Raw genomic sequence first — 18,807 nt, forward strand, 5'->3', positions numbered from 1 at the left:
GTTAAAAACTATCGCTCAATGAAATATCTATTTTTCACTTATAAAAAAGCCCTTCTGCTATCTAGTAATTAGACAGCAGAAAGGATCCTGCATGTACTATGCCATTATTCCGCAACGATACTTGGTATCATCAAAGTGCTTACATAAATAACATCATCAGCATCGCAATCGGTAATTGATCACCCGATGCTAAAACAATTTGATCACCTTTGATTTGCATTTGAAGTTTATAGTTGCCGTCTTCAAGTACTACCACGCCACCCTGCTCCATCATTTTTGCTCTTTCCAAAAGAATCGGATCTTCATCTACAATAGCTTGAGGCAAAATAAGATTAATTTGACCCGATAGTTTTTCAGAAATTTTAGCCATATTTTCAGAAGCGCGAGCAAGGCCAGGGGCAATATCTAAAGTAATATTACTGCTCACATCACCCTGTGGTGCTGTAACACTTAAATCTTCAAGTTGAACCTTTAAGCCTTTAGCAACCAATAAATCAAGTGCTAACGCCGCTTCTTGCGCCTGAGCTTGTGTCATGTTTTCGTTCAAATCATCAGCCATATCGCCCAAGCGGCTTAGCGCTGAGTAATTTAAGTCCGAGAATGCTAACTTGAAATTAAGATTGGTAAATTCATCACCATTTAAAGAGACAATTTTACCAATCGTCGCAGTGTTGGTGTTCGTCATTATCTGGTCGTTAGTATCAGATGCTTTATCATCAGCTTGCGTTAATACATTACTCATACCAACGCGCATGTCTTCAAGAGACACTTGCATCTCATTTATCTGATCAACAAAGCTAACGCTTTTTAATGCAAAATCCTGCTTACCAATCCAGAATTGACCGTCTAGTATCCCTTTAGCACTACCTGATAAATCAGTAAGCACCATGGCTTCATTTGCAGTCGTAGTAAGTTTCGCTTCTGGTAAGGCATATTCAAATTCGCCATACCCTTTAGCATCTACCACCCCTTTAAGTACTAGCGCACTGGTATCCGCTTTTGCCCCTAATTCTTCAACATATGACATAGGGTTAACCGTGATCGTAAAATCAGTTTTACGTGTAAGTGCTGTTGAAGCGGTAAAAGTAATAGGTGAAACATCTTTTCCCCATATTTCAGCAGCAATCGGTTTCAAATCATCATCAAGTACTAACTGACTTTCAGATGATATACCAAATACGCCATGCGTCATTTTGCTATCAATATGCCAAACAGTTGGCAAGCCTTCTTCTTCAAAGAAAGGCTTAAAAGCATCTTTAATTTCAACACGAGAAACGACATCAGAAGATAAGTAACCACGATCGTAACTTTCGCTGGTAATACTTACATAAGGGCTATCATATTTTCCGACTGTATCCAGATAAATTCGCTCTCCAACCTGACCAGTTGCAAAAGGCCAACACAGTACAATTAGCACTGCACCCGCACCGGCAGCCGCTTTCTTCAACATATCACTTCCTAAAATAGTTTTATAAACCCAGTTAGTTTATTACAAACAGCAGTAATGAGGTATCGATATCCCTATGAATCAAACACTAAAGAGATAATAGTTTACAGGTTTGCTAGATGCCTCTCAGTCCAATATGGCGAATTATTCTACACTTTTAAAGCCAATGAAGTTTATAAGGATATAAGGGTGAATAGTTTTGTCATTTTGTGCCTCGATGATGATCCAAGGATCATTGAACAGTTAAGCAAAGAGCTTGTCCCCTTTGCTAACCTGTTCGATATTATTAGTGCAGAAAGCATAGAAGAAGCACATGACACGCTTGAATTTATCGCACAAAATAACCAACGCGCAGCAATGGTTATTTGTGATAATGAGCTAGGCAGTGAGAATGGCGTTGATTTTATTATTCAGCTAGACCAACACCCTGTAACCCAAAAAGCACGAACCATCCTCCTCAATGATAAACCTCAGCTTGATACCATTATGCAAGCTGTTAATGAAGGACGGCTAAATTATTGCCTCACTAAGCCTTGGAATAGAGGAGAGTTTAATCGTGTATTAGTTAAAGAATTAACGACATACATTCTTAAAAACCCCCAAGAAGATTGGTTGCAATACAGCCGTACCTTAGATCATCGTCGTATTCTAAAAGCTCATATTGATCGCCAAATGTCTAATTTTCGCTCAGGTTTTATTCAAAACACCAATAGCCTTGACGACAATACACTTGCAAAACAAGTGGCTGATGCTTTGCATGACTTTTTTAATGGCAATGATGAAAGCCGAGCGTGCCGAACGTACAGCAAAGGGCATTTATTAACCAAAGAAGGCACATCGAATAATTTCCTCTGGTTAATTACCCAAGGAGAAGTCGCTTTATATAAAGAGGATGATAAGGGATGCAAACATGAAGTTGTTCGCGTAGGTGCAGGGCATTTAGTCGGCGGTATGTCTTTTGTAACCGGAGAAGCTTCATTTTCAACGGGTATCACCTTAGGGAAGACAGATGTAATCAAGCTTGATCGTCAGTTATTTACCAAGGTGATGAATTCACGTAATGAGTTACTCCCTCTTTTTACCAACCTTCTATTACGTAATTTTAACCGTCGCCTACAAGGCAGTATAAAAACGGAGCTACAGTTACAACAAACGTTAAAATCTCTTGATAATGCTCATCTACAACTTGTTGAACAAGAAAAAATGGCTATTCTTGGTCAGTTGGTGGCAGGTGTTGCACATGAACTGAATAACCCGGTATCGGCTATTTTAAGAGGCAGTGAAACACTTCAAGAAACTATCGGCAAGCTCACTGAATCTCAGCTCAATCAGGAAAACCAACGACGCGGTAATCATATTCTGCAACAAGCAATGCAATCAAGGCCATTATCTACATCAGAAACTCGCCAACGAGCTAGACAATTAGAAAGCCAACTGGGTGATCGTCAACTCGCACGTAAAGTGGTTCAGATGGGTATTGATGATCATGAACACCTTTCTGATTGGTTATTGCCGCAAAAGAACCAATTAAAAGAAGTAATGGGCGAATGGGAAAACTATTACCAAATGGGTAACTTCCTACGCTCGATCAATGTTTGCGCACAGCGTATTGCTGATTTAGTCAAAAGCTTAAAAAGCTATGCTAGGCAAGATGATGAAAGTACCCATACCGTTGATATTCATGAAGGATTAGAAGATACCTTGGTTATTTTTGAGAACCGTTTAAAGCGCCATCAGGTGACTAAAGAATATACCCAATTCCCTCTTTTTACCTGCCAACCCATTGCCCTACAGCAAGTGTGGACTAACCTCATTGCAAATGCTTTAGATGCCGTTACTGAGCCAGGTGAAATTCGTATCAAAACCCAATTTACACCCGGTAGTAATAAGCAGTTGATGGATATTGTTATCGAAGACAATGGCAAAGGTATTCCTCTAGAACAACAGAAAAAAATCTTTGAATTGAATTACACCACTAAACGAGAAGGAAACTTCGGGCTAGGTATTGGCTTGTCGGTTTGCCAACAAATAATCAACCAACATAATGGAGAAATTCGGGTTGACTCTGAACTCGATAAATACACTCGAATGATTGTAACGCTGCCCATTAACCACAGCAGCTAACGGAGAGCATATGAACAAATACCTCATCCTATGCGTTGATGATGAAAGAGAAGTGTTAGACAGCGTATTTCATGATCTTGCCATACTCGAAGAGCACTTCATGATTGAAGCAGCTGAATCTGTCGATGAAGCTAAAGAAGTACTTGCCGATGCCATTACTGATCATATACCGCTGGCGTTGATCTTATGCGATCACATAATGCCGGGCGAAAAAGGCATCGATTTTTTAATTGAATTAAAGCAACAGCCTGAAACAAGAAAAACCCGTAAAATATTATTGACAGGCCAAGCTGGATTAGAAGAAACAATACAAGCAGTCAATAATGCTAGCCTCGATTTTTATGTCTCAAAGCCTTGGAATGGCGACAAATTAAAAGAAATAGTTATTGATCAATTAACCACCTATGTCATTGAGAACGAAAAAGACTTAATGCCATGGATCAGGGTGCTTAATACTGAACGTATCATGCAGGCACTAAGCGACAATCGGTTATCTTTATCTGATATTTAATTGTCATACAAACTTTTAGAAACCGTTATAAAGTGTTATCTTGATCACAAAGAATAACCTGTCGGGTTAGTCAAGTATTCGCTGACTAATCCGATTGAATAACAGTGATCCAAAAGGTAGCCTTATGAAAGTTGCAGTCTTTAGCACTAAAAAATATGACCAAAAATCCTTTGAATTGATAAATACCAATTATCAGCATGAGCTGACATATTTTGATTTCCGTTTAACCCAACAAACGGCAATCATGGCGCATGGGTTCGATGCTGTTTGTGCTTTTGTAAACGATGATTTAAGCCAACCTGTACTTCAAGATCTCGCCAACCACGGTGTTCGACTTATTGCGATGCGCTGTGCTGGTTTTGATAAAGTTGATCTTGATGCTGCTGAGAAACTAAATATTCAAGTTGTTCGTGTTCCAGCCTATTCTCCTGAAGCGATTGCTGAGCATACTCTTGGGCTTATGTTGAGTTTAAACCGTCGTATTCACCGAGCATACCAGCGTACTCGTGACGCTAATTTCTCGTTGGAAGGTTTAACAGGCTTCAATTTCCATGGCAAAACAGTGGGGGTGATTGGAACTGGTAAAATAGGTATTGCGACAATTCGAATACTTAAAGGGTTTGGCATGAATATTCTCGCTTACGACCCGTATGAAAACCCTATTGCAATTGACTTAGGGGTCACTTACACCACTTTAGAAGAGATCTACCGCCAAGCCAATGTGATAACTTTGCACTGCCCGATGACCCAAGAAAATTATCATATGCTCAATGCCGATGCCTTTGACCAAATGCGTGATGGTGTGATGATTATCAACACAAGTCGTGGTGGTCTACTTAATTCTGTTGATGCTATTGAAGCATTAAAAGCCAGTAAAATTGGTTCATTGGGTATTGATGTTTATGAAAATGAACAAGATTTATTCTTTCAAGATAAATCAAATGATGTGATTAAAGATGATGTATTTAGACGTTTGTCTTCATGCCACAACGTCTTATTCACTGGACACCAAGCATTTTTAACAGAAGAAGCGCTAGGTAATATTGCTGATACAACGCTCAATAATATTTTAATATTTGATCGTAATACCCTGTCAGGCAATGAACTTATTAACAAGTAACTCAATATATTCGCTATGGGTCAAACAAACAGCCTAAGCGAACATATTAAGCTAGCTTAGAAATAAAAGGCAGGAAGTGATATGACTTCCTGTTTTACGTTTTATAATCGAATTGACACCCAAACTATTTAAACTATTACCTTTCACGATTAAGGAATAATATCTTATTCATTCTTATCATTAATATTTATATTAAAGTGTTTGTATATAAGGTAAATCATGCCGTAAATCACATTCATTTGTGACTTTTGCTGCATTTTTAACCTCACACCTATCATTTTTTCAACTAAATGCATTAATAATCTATTATTGATAATCTTTGTCCATTAAAATAATATCCATTATATTTATGCCTCCATGGACCTCTTTCATGCGTAAAATTCTTTGTGCCACTGGCATCTTATTAGCATCTGTTTCAGTTGCTCATGCAAATTCATCAACAATGAGTAACTTTAGCTACGATTACGCTGAAGCTCGTATTGGTATTAGCCCGCTAACTTATGGTGCTGGTTTCAGTAAATCAATTCACCCAAACGCCCACATTCTTGCTAGCGTTGATACAGAATTTGATAGCGATTGGAACCTAGCGGCTGGTGTTGGCTTCCATGCCCCAATTAATAACTGGGCAGACGTAACTGGTGAACTGAAACTTCGTAATGAAAAAAGCGAAAAGCACGATGGTTCAGGCGGTAAAGTAGGAATGGAAGTAAACATTGGTGTTCGTCAATGGCTTGGTCCACAACTTGAAGTTGGTGGTTTAATCGGGCATACAAGTATCGATGATGATGATAATGTCATCGGAGCAATCTACGGTCGTTTCCATGCCACTGAACTGTTTTCTATTGGTGCTGAAGGCCGTTTTAACGACACTTACGGTGACACTGTTTTACTGACAACACGCTTTAAGTTCTAACGTCTATGCTTACTCGCTTACATTGACGAGTAAAATGATGAATAAAAAAAGTCCTATAGTAGGACTTTTTTATTATCTGTTATAAGTTACATGGAAGTGTTGCTAGCAATCTCATCTGCCAGCCAATCTTGGAAGGCTTTCACTCGTGGCGAAGACTTCATATCTTGTCGGCAAACTACGTAATAGCTTAATGGTGATTTCACGGGCATATCAAAAGGTATCACTAACCGTTCATTTGCTAGTTGCTCTGCGACAAATGACATTCTACCCATAGCTACACCAATTCCCCTTTCGGCTGCTTGTAGCGCTAAATCTGAACGATCAAAAGTACAGCCAACTTCAGGTAAAATTATCCCTTGTCGTTGTGCCCAATATTGCCATTCATCATTACGCCCCGCCCTTGCCCAAGGCGCCGCATCATGAAGCAACATACACATGACTAAGTTATCAGGACGATCATACAAATTGTACCTAAGCGCATATTCGTGCGTACATACCGGAAGCATGCTTTCATCCATTAACTTTTCTGAATGTAGGCCTGCATATTTACCATGTCCAAAATAAATTGCGCAATCAAATATTTCCGTTTGAAAATCGATCAAGTCATTACGGGTACGAAGATGAAAACGTAATGCAGGGTATTTATCGATAAAGCTTTTAATACGTGGCATTAACCACGTCTGTGCAAATGTAGGAGGTGCTGACACATTAAAATCACCGCTTAACTCCAGCGTTTTCAAGTCACGAATTTCATGTGCTATGTCGCCAAAATTTTGAGCAACCACAGCTTTTAGGCGTTTACCTTCATCTGTCAGCATTACTTTCCTTGGCTGTCGAATAAATAGCTTCACCCCTAGACTATCTTCAAGGTTCTTAATTTTATGGCTAACAGCACTTTGCGTCAGGCACAAAACTTCTGCTGCTCGAGTGAAACTCATTTGATCTGCTGCGATAAGAAAGCAATGAAGCCCTGAAAGTACAGAACCCGTTAATTTAGGTAGTTGCATAATGCCTCAAAATGGCACAAGAAAGAGACAGTATAATAACAAATAAAATAGCCACCGATAATCAGTGGCTAGGTAAATACGTAACTTATCCGTCTATTATTCAATGGCGTTCAAAAGTTTCTCTTTATGGTCGTCATTCAATAATGACCAATGGCAACCGTTGACTGCACCAGCAAACATCCAAAGCAACTTAAGATCGATATCAGCCCCATGCGTTTTACGCACTTTACGGAATACTTCAGCTGCACCCAATAAAAGAAAGCTGTTCACATCTGGAATACCGGCTTTTTTAACCATTCTTTCAAGTGTTAAACGCATATTGGGTAAATCACGTAGACGTCGACTCTCTTCTGAACATTTAAACGCCTTCTCTTTTTGTGAAAAAGAGATAGATTCATTGATAAGTAAGTGGCATTTATTTTTGTCACGTAAAAACAATTTCGTTATATCATAGTAGTTTACAGTTGCCGTTGTACTTTTTTTAATATGTTTAAACTTCAGGCAACCTAATTGAAGTAATTTATCATCTAACTCACCACCACCACGTATAAATATCGTGGTATCCGTCAGAATTGCATACATAGCCCCATGAATGAAAACCCCAGTCCCGCCAAACATTGACCGTTTTTCATGGCACCCAAAGTTGCTTAAATATGTTAAATAATCTTCCTTGAAAGCTGACACAGCATGTCCTCCGATTAAGCGCTAATGGTTTCGATTCTCCAGTAACGCCACACATCACGACGTCAACAAATTGACTTTCTCATATCCAATTTATAAATTCCACATATGAAACAAGTAACAGTCACTTTTGAGATTTAAGGCATATTATTTAACGCGAAATAAGAGAAAAGGGACAAAACTTGACCATATTTTTTGCGCTTTACCTCGCAAAAAATTCATGATTCTCTCCTATCTTTTATCGTATTTTTATCAGCGAGGTCTATCTTTATAGTATTAAATTAGGGAAATATAATGACAAACATCGCACTTTTACCTTCATCAAGCCACGTTTTGCCGGGCGGACGGCTAGAAATTATCGTCGCCGAAAAGCGTTATACCCGTATGGTAAAAGACTCTCTCACTTCCGGTGAAGGATTTGCTATGTGCATGATCAATGAAAATGAGGAGTCTGAAGAAATCAAAAAAATTCCCGCGATTGCTACTCACGTAAAAATAATCGACTTTAACGCACAAGAAGGCGGTCTGCTTGTTATTACGATTGAAGGTATACAAAAGATCCGATTACTCAGTATTGAAATTGACCCCGATGGTTTATTAATTGGTGAATTTAAGCCTTATCTTGAGTGGATGTACATGCCTGTCGATGATGATAACGTTAGCCTAAGAGAGAAACTGAAACTTTTTTACTCGTCTATGCCAAAAATAGGCGCCTTATATAACGAGCCTAAATACAATGACATCAGTTGGATATGTCAGCGATGGATAGAGGTACTACCTATAGAGGTGAAATATAAACAATTATTAATAACGCAAGACACAACAAAATTAACAATTCGTTTTTTAAAAAAATTACTCGACTATGAGTACTATGAATAAAACAATGGATTAAATAACAAGTAGAAATAAAATTTACATTCATATCTACTTTTTTACGAATGTTTATTGTATAAGCGTTCATACTCAAGATAAAATACCTAGAATCAATATTTACTTATTTGTAATAATGTCACATTTATCTTTTTTTTGGCTAAAAGCTGAAAGTGAAAAAATAGTTAAAGGTTTAGAGTCTGAATTCTGCACACTGGTAAAAGAGACAGTAAAGCATAACACTCTTTCACTTCCCCCGATTCCGGAGGTTTTAGCGAAGCTTCATACACTCTGTAACGATGAAGAGACGACAGTGCGTGATGTTGCCGATCTTTTGCTCGATGACCCAAGCTTAGCGGCTGCTATTATTCGCACATCAAACACAATTATGTTCAACAGACGTAATGTTATTTGTCATGATCTGCTAACGGCGGTATCTCGCTTAGGGATAATGCGAGTGCGAGATATTGCAACAGCACAAGCAATTGATGAATTAAAAAATAATACACATTGTTTTGAACACGAATGTAATATAGTGCTCTCAAGTAGCGCTATACGTTCCCGTCAATTAGCTGGTACCATGGCTTTAATATGCCAAGGATTTATAAAGACCTCGACTAAACCATTTAAACTTGAACCAGAGAAAGCATTATTAGTCGGCTTGTTGGCAGACATCGGTTTATTTGGTTTAATTAATGAATATCAAAATTACTTAAATAACGGTAATTATTTAGACCTTGATATCGCCACATATATTTTCCAACATTGCTGTAATGAAGCAAGCCCTATTGTGTTAAAACATTGGGGGTTTGATAAAGATTATATTGAAGTTTCATCTAATAAAAAAATGCCTTATTATAATGAACAAAACACCAGTTATTTAGACATTGCCCGTATGGCTAACCACCTTCTACTATTTAAAAATAATGATGATGCCATTGAAGACCATCATGTAGAGATGGATCTGACTGGTGCAGAGGTCATGTATGATTTGACTAATCTTTCAGACAGAGATTTTGATTCCGAACTTCAAAGTGTCATGAAAGCATGCGGATTATAACCAGATAGCAATATGACATAAATATATTGATTCTTAAAACAATACGGTATGTACCGTATTGTTTTCGATTGACCATCCTACATTGCAATTGATAAGCTTCTAAGTTCTGAAAAACGATTGAATAATCTCTGTTTATCATAAAGTAAGGATGCTCATGTTCTCTGGGATGCTTTTCATCTTCCTGCCGCTAATAATTGGTTATTTAATACCAGTACATAAAACATCCGTACTTGAATTTATAAATACCCAAACTAGCAGACTTGTATTGGTCATTCTGGCATTGATGGGCTTAAGCCTTGCCGGGTTAGATAACCTTGGGCAGAATTTAAGCCAAATCCTTCTCTATACTGCCACTTTCTTCATCTCCATCAGCGTCTGTAATCTTGCCGCATTACCATTGCTCGATAAATTATGGCCTACAAACACAGCACATGACCACCGTCAACTTCCACTGGGTAAAATGATCATGGAGTCGGTTAAACTGGTACTTGTTGTGGCTGGTGGCTTAATTGTGGGGATTACACTTGGCTTTGATCTTTCTTGGGTTGATCAAGCAAGTGAGACTATTCTACTTTTATTGCTCTTTTTAATTGGTATTCAATTAAGAAACAGCGGCATGACACTACGACAGATTCTGTTGAATAAAAAAGGGATAATTATTGCCCTTGTCATTATAGGGACTTCACTGCCTGGCGGTATTATTGCAGCCCTAATCTTGGATATCCCCATTACACACGGCTTAGCCATGGCCTCTGGTTTTGGTTGGTATTCACTAGCAGGTATATTGATGGGCGATGGGCTTGGGCCAATCTATGGCGGTGCTGCTTTTTTAAATGAATTAATGCGAGAGCTCATTGCGTTGAGCTTAATTCCATTAATCATTCAGCGTTACCCTAGTACAGCAATTGGTTACGCAGGTGCGACAGCGATGGATTTCACACTACCCGTAATACAAAACTGTGGCGGTATAAAATGTGTCCCTATCGCAATTGTAAGCGGCTTTATCCTTAGTTTACTCGTTCCTGTACTTATGCTGTTCTTTATCTCGCTGTAGCCTTACACAGACACATGTGTACATGTGTACATGTGTACATGTGTTACTTTGACGATAAGATTCCTATACATTCCATAATATTTCCTCATTCGCATGACTAGAAAGGCCACCTCAATGGCCTTTTTATTTATCTGATACCATCACGAAGAATCACCTAATCGGCATATCAACCTTGTCGCACTCCCTTTCAAACACATTTAATACCAATCTAGACAAGTATCTGACCATTTACTTATACAGAATGGTATAACACAAAAAAAGACACGTTGATCCCTTCAAAGAACGAGTTTATTGGGATCTATACGGCGTTGATAATTTCCAACGTAGAACCGCCACGCCTATAAATTCGCGCCAGCCTAAAGCACAATAAATTCTCGCTGAAACGAGTATCTTGAGGCGGCGTACAAATCCAGCACTATTTACTAGGATCAAAAAAGGGAAGCCGAAGCTTCCCTTTTATTTATAGATTTAGTGAGCCGTATTAGTTATTACGAATCCACTCATCCATATCAGATTTTAGGTTGTCAGATTTAGTACCGAAGATAGCTTGAACACCACTACCAGCGATAACAACACCTGCAGCGCCAAGCTTCTTAAGACGATCTTGATCAACGTTCTCAACACTTGCAACAGATACACGTAGACGTGTAATACATGCATCAAGGTTAGTGATGTTGTCTTTGCCACCAAATGCAATAACTAATTCTTTAGCCATCTCTGAACCAGCGCCAACAACGACTGCTTCACTTTCTTCTTCGTCTTCACGACCAGGTGTTTTCAAATCTAGCTTAGCAATAACTACGCGGAATACTACGTAGTAAATTGCAGCATAAATTAGACCCATAACAGGGAATAACCATAGCTTTTGAGCGTTCGCAGAAAGAACAACGAAATCAATGAAACCGTGAGAGAAAGAGGTACCGTGTACCATACCCAGCATATTTGTCATTACAAACGCAGAACCCGCAAGGAAAGCGTGGATTACGTAAAGTACAGGAGCAACAAACATGAATGAGAATTCGATTGGTTCAGTAATACCTGTTAAAAATGAAGTCAGCGCAGCTGAGATCATGATACCACCAACTTTCGCACGGTTTTCAGGCTTAGCTGAATGCCAGATTGCGATTGCTGCAGCAGGAAGACCAAACATCTTGAACATGTAACCGCCAGCTAGCTGACCGAAGCCGTTACCAGCAAGACGAGTTGCTTCATTTGCTTCTAAGTAACAAGTTAGAACACCTGTACGTGCTTCACCCGCAGCGTTTACACAGCTACCCGCCTCGAAGAAGAATGGTACGTTCCAAACATGGTGTAAACCAAATGGGATTAGAGAACGCTCAACAACACCGTAAATGCCGAATGCTAATGTTGGATTCTGGTGTGCCGCCCAATCAGAGAATGCACCAATTGCGCCGCCGATTGGAGGCCAAATGATAGAAAGAACAATCGCAAGACCGATAGAGCAGAAACCTGTCATGATCGGAACAAAACGCTTGCCAGCAAAGAAGCCTAGGTACTCAGGAAGTTGAATACGGAAGAAGCGGTTAAATGCCCACGCCGCAACACCACCAACAAGAATACCACCAAGTACGCCTGTTTCGATGTTCTCAAGACCCATCAGGTTAGCCATAACCTTCAGAGTTGCAGCCATGATACCGTAACCAACAATAGCCGCTAGACCAGCAACACCATCGTTATTTGTAAAACCAAGTGCAACACCTACTGCGAAAAGTAGTGGCATTTGACCAAATACAGAACCACCAGCTTGTTCCATAATTTGTGAAACAACGTCGGGTAGCCAGCTAAAGTTTGCTGCGCCAACTCCTAATAGAATACCAGCTACCGGCAAAACCGATACAGGCAACATTAGCGCCTTACCGACTTTTTGCAGGCTAGCAAAAAGGTTCTTAAACATATTGTGCTCCTGAGTGGAATGTTTTAATTAGAGTTCAAATGGGTGCAAGCGACATACCCCCGTAGCCATAATGCTAGCACCACTTTCTTTTTCTTTCGGCACTTAGTATAAAATGCGGTGCTAAATATAACTTGATGGCAATCAAGAATGCTAATGCAGCATGAAATTTAATTTCAAAATCAAGTGCCGATCACAATAGGCGCACATGCAGTAAAACAAAAAACAAACAGGTAACATATTGAATAATATAGTAAATATAAACATTAAAAAGACAAATAAAAAATGTAATAAATTTTCAGTTTTGTAATCCATGTTATTTTATGTAACGAAGATACTTTTAAGCTATAAGTCATAAAAAATGACCATTTGAAGACTAAACCTTGAATTGGTAATTTGAATATCAAAACAATTAACTAAAACCATTAAAAAAGGGAGCTAAAAGCTCCCTTTTTATAAATTTTATCTTTCGGCTCGCGAAAAAAGGTTAAAGAAGTTATTCGTCGTTACTTTTTCAACTTCTTCGACAGATACCCCTTTTAGCAACGCGATATATTGTGCAACATCACGAACATACGCAGGCTGATTCTGCTTACCGCGATAAGGGATTGGTGCGAGGTAAGGCGAATCAGTTTCAACTAATAAACGCTCTAACGGCAAGCTACTAACTACATTTTTAAGTTCACTTGCTTTATTGAACGTAACAATGCCCGATATCGAAATATAAAAACCAAGCTCAATCGCTTCTTGTGCCATTTCAAGGCTTTCAGTGAAACAATGCAGAACACCGCCACATTTATCTGCACCTTCTTCACGTAAAATTCGCATTGTATCTTCACGTGCCATACGGGTATGAATAATAAGTGGCTTATTCAATTCAACCGCTAAGCGAACATGCTCACGAAAGATCTCTTGCTGCTGCTCAGCCAATTCAGGCTGATAATGGTAATCTAACCCCGTTTCACCGATTGCAATAACGCGATCATGCTGAGCAAATGCTTTCAATTGTTCAAAATTAAACCCTTCTTCAATATCAAGGGGATGAACACCACATGACGCAAAAACATTTCTATGAGGTTCAATCATTTCCATCATTGCTGGAAAACTTTTAAGTGTAACGCCCACAGATAAAAAGTACTCAACACCACGATCTTTAGCTTTAGCTAACACATCATCAATGCCTGTATGAAGTTGCTCGTAATCTAATTTGTCCAGGTGACAATGTGAATCAACTAACACGGTTATTTTCTCCAATAAATCCTGTTAACCACTCTACAATGAGTAATTCAATATTCAAACCACTGTGCTTCTCTAACTTTCGATGTAGTTCGTTAATTTTTCGAACCTGCTGTATCAGAATAGTAGAAGGTACCGCTTGTGCTACTGATTGAATCTTGTCGATAGATTCACAATGCGTAAAATAATCAGTAACACTTTGTTGAAGTTTAATACAGTCAACAAGAAAGTAACTTAACCACTTCATACTAATGATACCCTCACTGCTACACAGTGATACAACATCATAAATGCCAATATGCGGTGGTTGTAAAAAAGCAGCAAATGCTTCCATCAAATGATGGTGCCGAATGTCCATTCCTTGCTCAATAAACTGCTGTGTTGCTAACGGTGCACACGCATTCAAACGAATAGATTCAATCTTGATCGTTTGCATTAATTGCTTTTCCACCCACTGCTTCACAAACTGTTCGTCAGGGGTTTCCATACGCCATTTATTACAGCGACTTACAATTGTCGGTAATAAACTATCCAGAGATTGTGCCGTTAAAATAAACTGACATCCTGATGGCGGCTCTTCCAATGTTTTCAAGATAGCGTTAGCACCCGCTTCACCCATTGAATCAGCACAGTCAATCATGATAACGCGTTGCCCTGCTAGCTGAGAGGTTTCCATTGCCCAGCGATTACATTGCCTGACAGCATCAACACCAATCTGTTTCCCTTCTTGCTCTGGCTTAATAAGATGAAAGTCAGGATGTGTACCTGCAGCAAACAATTTGCAACTATGGCAAACACCGCAGGGTTCAGAGTCACAGTTATGACACAGCACAGTTTGTGCTAATTGTTGCCCTAAAATCTCTCGTCCAGTACCTTTAGGGGCAAGTAATAGAATTGCATGGTGCAAGCGTTCCTGTATTAACAGTTGCTGCCAACTGTGCCATAGCGCTTCATGCCAAGGATAGAGCATCTATTGCTTCTCCAACCAATGATTCAATGCTTGCTTCAGATCGCTCGTTACACACTCTAACGACTGGCTAGCATCAATAATGATCACTTTAGGATTATTTTCTGATAATTCTAGAAAACGAGCACGCGCTCTATGGAAAAAATCCACATTCATTTTTTCGATACGATCTAGCTCGCCACGACCACGCGCACGTTCTAGTCCGAGTATTGGGTCAATATCCATATAAATCGTTAAGTCAGGGCAAAAATCACCTAACACGGTATCACGCAAGTTTTCCATCAATGCTTTATCAAAACCACGACCACCACCTTGGTAAGCTTGAGATGACATGTCGTGGCGATCGCCAACTACCCAGCGGCCTTCAGCTAATGCAGGTTTAATAATGTTATCAACCAACTGAATACGAGCGGCATATAACAAAAGCAGCTCAGCCATATCGGTTAATGGTTCATCTGGGTGCCCATCTTTTATCAAGGCACGCATTTGCTCTGCTAATGGTGTTCCGCCAGGTTCACGCGTCGATTCTGGGTTTTCAATACCATGTGCAGCAAGGGTATCGATCACTTGTTGAATAGCGGTACTTTTACCTGCGCCTTCAAGGCCTTCAATTACAATAAATTTAGCAGTCATCAGTTTCTTAACGTCTTTAAATAAGCGCGTACAGCACGATTATGCTCTACCAGCGATTTAGAAAATTTATGACCACCTTTACCGTCAGCCACAAAATAGTAAAATGAACTCGTTTCTGGGTTTACCGCCGCTAAAACAGATGCTTTACTCGGCATTGCTATTGGCGTTGGAGGCAAACCAAAAATGGTATATGTGTTATAAGGTGTTGGCGTGCGTAAATCACGTTTACGAATATTCCCTTCATATTTATCACCCATACCGTAAATCACTGTAGGGTCTGTTTGAAGGCGCATACCTTTATTTAAGCGGTTCATGAATACCGAAGAAACCAAGGTTCGCTCGTCATCAACAGCTGTTTCTTTTTCAATAATCGAGGCCATAATTAAGGCCTCATAAGCCGACTTTAATGGTATATCGTTATCACGAGCTTGCCATGCTGTATCAAGTAAAGCCGTCATCTTATTGTACGCGCGCTTTAACAGCTCAAGATCAGACGTACCCGCCGTATAATTATAGGTTTCAGGTAATAAGTAACCTTCGAGCTTACTAATATCTGTCGCACCAATGGCTTGAGCAATATCATCTTCTGACATGCCTTCACTTGCATGCACAACAGCTGGTGCTGTTCTTAATTGCTCTAGCCAATCAACAAATCGGTCACCTTCAACGAGAGTAATAGAAAACTGATGCTCTTTTCCTGATGTGACTAATCCAAGTACTTCTCGCAGGTTTTGATCTGGTATGATCAAATACGTACCAGCTTTAATACGTGTCAGTTGAGGCTCTAAACGGCCAATCCAACGTGTCCATTTTGATGGTGTTACCACATCAGCAGTCACTAATTGATTCAGTAACCCTCGAAAACTGGTTCCAGGTGTTACCGTTAAAAGTACATCTTCTTGATTAATCACAGACTGTTCAAGAGACTGGTTAACCTGTTGATACGACCAGCCTGCAACACCTGCTGCAAACACACCCAGTATAAGTACAACAATGAACAACTTCTTTAGCACGTATACAACCTCTTGTTTAAAGCACTGAGCAGTATTCGCTCAGAGAATTCATTTTCATTAATTTTTTTAATTGGCACTAACGCCATAAGCGCATTAGTAATAAAGATTTCATCAGCACAAAGCAATGACTCTAACGATGTTTTGACAAACTCAACACAATAGTCAGTGCTATCGAGCAATTCCAGTACGTGTGATCGCATCACACCATGTACACCTGACATATCCAATTCAGGTGTATATACGGTATTTTCACACCGCCAGAAAATATTTGATGCTGTCGCTTCCATTACATGCCCATTAACATCAAGAACAACAGCGTCCAGCCAACCGCTATCATCGACCTCTTGCTTTAATAGCACTTGTTCAAGTCGATTAAGATGCTTAAAGCCAGCAAGCATAGGAACAAGCCCAAGACGTTGCTGGCAAACACCCAACTCAATGCCATCTTGCTGCCATTCAACATAATGCTTTGGCCAATCAAAATTAGAAATGATGACCTGAGTATCAACACAGCCTGCTGGACTATACCCTCGCCCACCGACACCACGACTGATCACGACTTTGACAACGCCTTTATCTGAATATTGTTTAGCTTGTTGATACACCTGTTGAGTTACGTCATCCCAATTAGGTGCAGAAATCCGGAATGTTTGTACATTTTTTTGTAATCGTTGGAGGTGCAATCGCCATAATAGCGGTTTACCTTGCTTGATCAGCACTGTAGTAAAACTACCATCACCATATTGAGCTGATCGATCACTTATCGAAATGCTGGATTGTTCCGTTCCATTGACCAGTACCATATTGAAATATTCTTCACAGCAAAATTAAATATAAATAAATACGTATAAAAAAACGACCCGATGTAAACATCGGGTCGTTCATAATATCAGGTTATCACTAATTTTTCCTGACCACTCGCTTTAGATGTCTAAAGGGGAATGTCTAGATCTTCTTGAATAGTAACGAGCCGTTTGTACCACCAAAACCAAATGAGTTACATAAAGAGTACTCAAGGTTCTTAACTTGGCGAGCTTCACCAGCTACATAATCAAGGTCACAGCCTTCATCAGGGTTATCTAAGTTAATTGTAGGCGGTACAGCCTGATCAACAAGAGACATAATAGAAATAATAGCTTCAACAGAACCCGCCGCACCTAACAGGTGGCCAGTCATCGATTTTGTTGATGATACTAATACATCTTCAACTGCAGCACCCATAGCGCGCTTAATACCACGCGTTTCAGCTACATCACCTGCAGGTGTTGATGTACCGTGAGCGTTAATATAGCCAATTTTATCAGCATTGATACCCGCATCACGTAGTGTCGCTTCCATTGCCAAAGCGCCACCAGAACCATCAGGCGTTGGTGAAGTCATGTGATAAGCATCACCACTCATACCAAAGCCAACAAGTTCAGCGTAGATTGTTGCACCACGCGCTTTCGCATGTTCGTATTCTTCTACAACTATCACACCTGCACCATCACCTAGAACAAAACCGTCACGGTCTTTGTCCCAAGGGCGAGAAGCCGCTTGTGGATCATCGTTGCGAGTTGATAACGCTTTAGCAGCTGCAAAGCCGCCCATGCCTAGCTCTGTAGATGCTTTTTCAGCACCGCCAGCTAGCATTGCGTCAGCATCGCCATATGCAATCATACGTGCTGCATGGCCAATGTTATGAAGACCAGTAGTACAAGCCGTAGAGATAGCGATGTTAGGACCACGTAAGCCATGCATGATAGACATGTGACCCGCAATCATATTTACAATTGTTGATGGAACAAAGAACGGGCTAATTTTGCGCGGTCCTTTATCCATAAAGGCTTGATGACCAGCTTCGATAAGCCCTAGACCACCAATACCAGAACCGATAGCAACACCAATACGGTGTGCGTTTTCTTCTGTTACTTCAATGCCTGAATCTTTAAATGCTTGCACGCCAGCTGCAATGCCATATTGGATAAATAAATCCATTTTACGGGCATCTTTTTTGGTCATGTATTCTTCAGGGTTGAAGTCTTTGATCATACCGGCAAACTGAGTAGCAAATAAGCTAGCATCAAAATGCTCAATAGTACTAATACCACTAGTACCAGATAGTAAAGCCTTCCAAGAAGATTCAACCGAATTGCCAACAGGAGTTAGCATACCCATGCCAGTAACAACTACACGACGTTTTGACACGATTAATTTCTCCGGGAAAATGAGGATTAAAACAGACTTTAAAAAAATCAGGCGGTCATGGTGACCGCCTGG

The 18,807-nt window shown here is 39.8% G+C and carries 17 protein-coding genes; 7 read left to right on the forward strand and 10 right to left on the reverse strand.

Annotated elements, in window-relative coordinates; all coding sequences use genetic code 11:
* Positions 1 to 139: 139 nt before the first annotated feature.
* Positions 140 to 1,450, reverse strand: coding sequence for a DUF945 family protein (locus C9J48_RS02320; protein WP_006231286.1), 1,311 nt, complete (start codon positions 1,448 to 1,450; stop codon positions 140 to 142).
* 186 nt (positions 1,451 to 1,636) lie between these two features.
* On the opposite strand from C9J48_RS02320, the gene C9J48_RS02325 reads away from it, so the two are divergent.
* The 4 genes from C9J48_RS02325 to C9J48_RS02340 all read left to right on the forward strand — a co-directional run bounded on the left by C9J48_RS02325 (position 1,637) and on the right by C9J48_RS02340 (position 6,115).
* On the forward strand, positions 1,637 to 3,571 hold the full coding sequence (locus C9J48_RS02325) for an ATP-binding protein (protein ID WP_006231285.1): 1,935 nt from the start codon (positions 1,637 to 1,639) through the stop codon (positions 3,569 to 3,571).
* Positions 3,572 to 3,581: 10 nt separating this feature from the next.
* Positions 3,582 to 4,082, forward strand: coding sequence for a response regulator (locus C9J48_RS02330; RefSeq protein ID WP_006231284.1), 501 nt, complete (start codon positions 3,582 to 3,584; stop codon positions 4,080 to 4,082).
* A gap of 124 nt (positions 4,083 to 4,206) precedes the next feature.
* On the forward strand, positions 4,207 to 5,202 hold the full coding sequence (locus C9J48_RS02335) for a 2-hydroxyacid dehydrogenase (protein WP_006231283.1): 996 nt from the start codon (positions 4,207 to 4,209) through the stop codon (positions 5,200 to 5,202).
* A 370-nt stretch (positions 5,203 to 5,572) separates the two neighbouring features.
* Complete coding sequence (locus C9J48_RS02340; protein ID WP_006231280.1) at positions 5,573 to 6,115, forward strand: hypothetical protein; 543 nt, start codon at positions 5,573 to 5,575, stop codon at positions 6,113 to 6,115.
* An 86-nt stretch (positions 6,116 to 6,201) separates the two neighbouring features.
* Here C9J48_RS02340 and dsdC read toward each other — a convergent pair whose 3' ends face one another.
* Entirely contained in the window at positions 6,202 to 7,122 is a 921-nt protein-coding gene (dsdC, locus tag C9J48_RS02345; protein WP_006231279.1) for a DNA-binding transcriptional regulator DsdC, read from the reverse strand.
* A gap of 96 nt (positions 7,123 to 7,218) precedes the next feature.
* A complete protein-coding gene (locus C9J48_RS02350) occupies positions 7,219 to 7,806 on the reverse strand; it encodes a TfoX/Sxy family DNA transformation protein (RefSeq protein WP_036803322.1) in 588 nt (195 codons plus the stop codon).
* 291 nt (positions 7,807 to 8,097) lie between these two features.
* On the opposite strand from C9J48_RS02350, the gene C9J48_RS02355 reads away from it, so the two are divergent.
* From C9J48_RS02355 to C9J48_RS02365, 3 genes are all read left to right on the forward strand, one after another.
* Positions 8,098 to 8,682, forward strand: coding sequence for an LON peptidase substrate-binding domain-containing protein (locus C9J48_RS02355; protein ID WP_006231277.1), 585 nt, complete (start codon positions 8,098 to 8,100; stop codon positions 8,680 to 8,682).
* Positions 8,683 to 8,809: 127 nt separating this feature from the next.
* Entirely contained in the window at positions 8,810 to 9,733 is a 924-nt protein-coding gene (locus C9J48_RS02360; RefSeq protein ID WP_006231276.1) for an HDOD domain-containing protein, read from the forward strand.
* A 154-nt stretch (positions 9,734 to 9,887) separates the two neighbouring features.
* Positions 9,888 to 10,787, forward strand: a complete 900-nt coding sequence (locus C9J48_RS02365; protein WP_006231275.1) for a LysO family transporter — start codon at positions 9,888 to 9,890, stop codon at positions 10,785 to 10,787.
* A gap of 481 nt (positions 10,788 to 11,268) precedes the next feature.
* Here the strand turns inward: C9J48_RS02365 and ptsG are convergent, their stop codons facing one another.
* From ptsG to fabF, 7 genes are all read right to left on the reverse strand, one after another.
* On the reverse strand, positions 11,269 to 12,702 hold the full coding sequence (gene ptsG, locus C9J48_RS02370; protein WP_006231274.1) for a PTS glucose transporter subunit IIBC: 1,434 nt from the start codon (positions 12,700 to 12,702) through the stop codon (positions 11,269 to 11,271).
* A 459-nt stretch (positions 12,703 to 13,161) separates the two neighbouring features.
* Positions 13,162 to 13,938: a TatD family hydrolase gene (locus tag C9J48_RS02375; RefSeq protein WP_006231273.1), complete on the reverse strand. Its 777-nt coding sequence runs from the start codon at positions 13,936 to 13,938 to the stop codon at positions 13,162 to 13,164.
* On the reverse strand, positions 13,928 to 14,905 hold the full coding sequence (holB, locus tag C9J48_RS02380) for a DNA polymerase III subunit delta' (protein ID WP_006231272.1): 978 nt from the start codon (positions 14,903 to 14,905) through the stop codon (positions 13,928 to 13,930). The genes C9J48_RS02375 and holB overlap by 11 nt, the downstream gene beginning before the upstream one ends.
* On the reverse strand, positions 14,906 to 15,535 hold the full coding sequence (tmk, locus tag C9J48_RS02385) for a dTMP kinase (RefSeq protein ID WP_006231271.1): 630 nt from the start codon (positions 15,533 to 15,535) through the stop codon (positions 14,906 to 14,908). It lies immediately after the preceding gene.
* Positions 15,535 to 16,548 (reverse strand): endolytic transglycosylase MltG, encoded by a 1,014-nt coding sequence (gene mltG / locus C9J48_RS02390; RefSeq protein ID WP_006231270.1) that lies wholly within the window; start codon positions 16,546 to 16,548, stop codon positions 15,535 to 15,537. The genes tmk and mltG overlap by 1 nt, the downstream gene beginning before the upstream one ends.
* Entirely contained in the window at positions 16,542 to 17,351 is an 810-nt protein-coding gene (gene pabC, locus C9J48_RS02395) for an aminodeoxychorismate lyase (protein WP_006231269.1), read from the reverse strand. Before pabC ends, mltG begins: the two co-directional genes overlap by 7 nt.
* A gap of 142 nt (positions 17,352 to 17,493) precedes the next feature.
* Positions 17,494 to 18,735 carry a beta-ketoacyl-ACP synthase II gene (gene fabF / locus C9J48_RS02400; protein WP_006231268.1) on the reverse strand — a complete coding sequence of 414 codons (1,242 nt, stop codon included), beginning with the start codon at positions 18,733 to 18,735 and terminating at the stop codon, positions 17,494 to 17,496.
* Positions 18,736 to 18,807 lie beyond the last annotated feature (72 nt).

Origin of the sequence: Photobacterium profundum (assembly GCF_003026285.1) — a bacterium.
Lineage (GTDB): Bacteria > Pseudomonadota > Gammaproteobacteria > Enterobacterales > Vibrionaceae > Photobacterium > Photobacterium profundum.

Excerpts from the sequence above, each read along its gene's own strand:
- C9J48_RS02330 (WP_006231284.1), top strand. The coding sequence starts at position 3,582 with ATGAACAAATACCTCATCCTATGCGTTGATGATGAAAGAGAAGTGTTA.
- ptsG (WP_006231274.1), bottom strand. The coding sequence starts at position 12,702 with ATGTTTAAGAACCTTTTTGCTAGCCTGCAAAAAGTCGGTAAGGCGCTA.
- dsdC (WP_006231279.1), bottom strand. The coding sequence starts at position 7,122 with ATGCAACTACCTAAATTAACGGGTTCTGTACTTTCAGGGCTTCATTGC.
- C9J48_RS02360 (WP_006231276.1), top strand. The coding sequence starts at position 8,810 with ATGTCACATTTATCTTTTTTTTGGCTAAAAGCTGAAAGTGAAAAAATA.
- C9J48_RS02335 (WP_006231283.1), top strand. The coding sequence starts at position 4,207 with ATGAAAGTTGCAGTCTTTAGCACTAAAAAATATGACCAAAAATCCTTT.
- C9J48_RS02340 (WP_006231280.1), top strand. The coding sequence starts at position 5,573 with ATGCGTAAAATTCTTTGTGCCACTGGCATCTTATTAGCATCTGTTTCA.
- C9J48_RS02355 (WP_006231277.1), top strand. The coding sequence starts at position 8,098 with ATGACAAACATCGCACTTTTACCTTCATCAAGCCACGTTTTGCCGGGC.
- C9J48_RS02365 (WP_006231275.1), top strand. The coding sequence starts at position 9,888 with ATGTTCTCTGGGATGCTTTTCATCTTCCTGCCGCTAATAATTGGTTAT.
- pabC (WP_006231269.1), bottom strand. The coding sequence starts at position 17,351 with ATGGTACTGGTCAATGGAACGGAACAATCCAGCATTTCGATAAGTGAT.
- holB (WP_006231272.1), bottom strand. The coding sequence starts at position 14,905 with ATGCTCTATCCTTGGCATGAAGCGCTATGGCACAGTTGGCAGCAACTG.
- tmk (WP_006231271.1), bottom strand. The coding sequence starts at position 15,535 with ATGACTGCTAAATTTATTGTAATTGAAGGCCTTGAAGGCGCAGGTAAA.
- C9J48_RS02320 (WP_006231286.1), bottom strand. The coding sequence starts at position 1,450 with ATGTTGAAGAAAGCGGCTGCCGGTGCGGGTGCAGTGCTAATTGTACTG.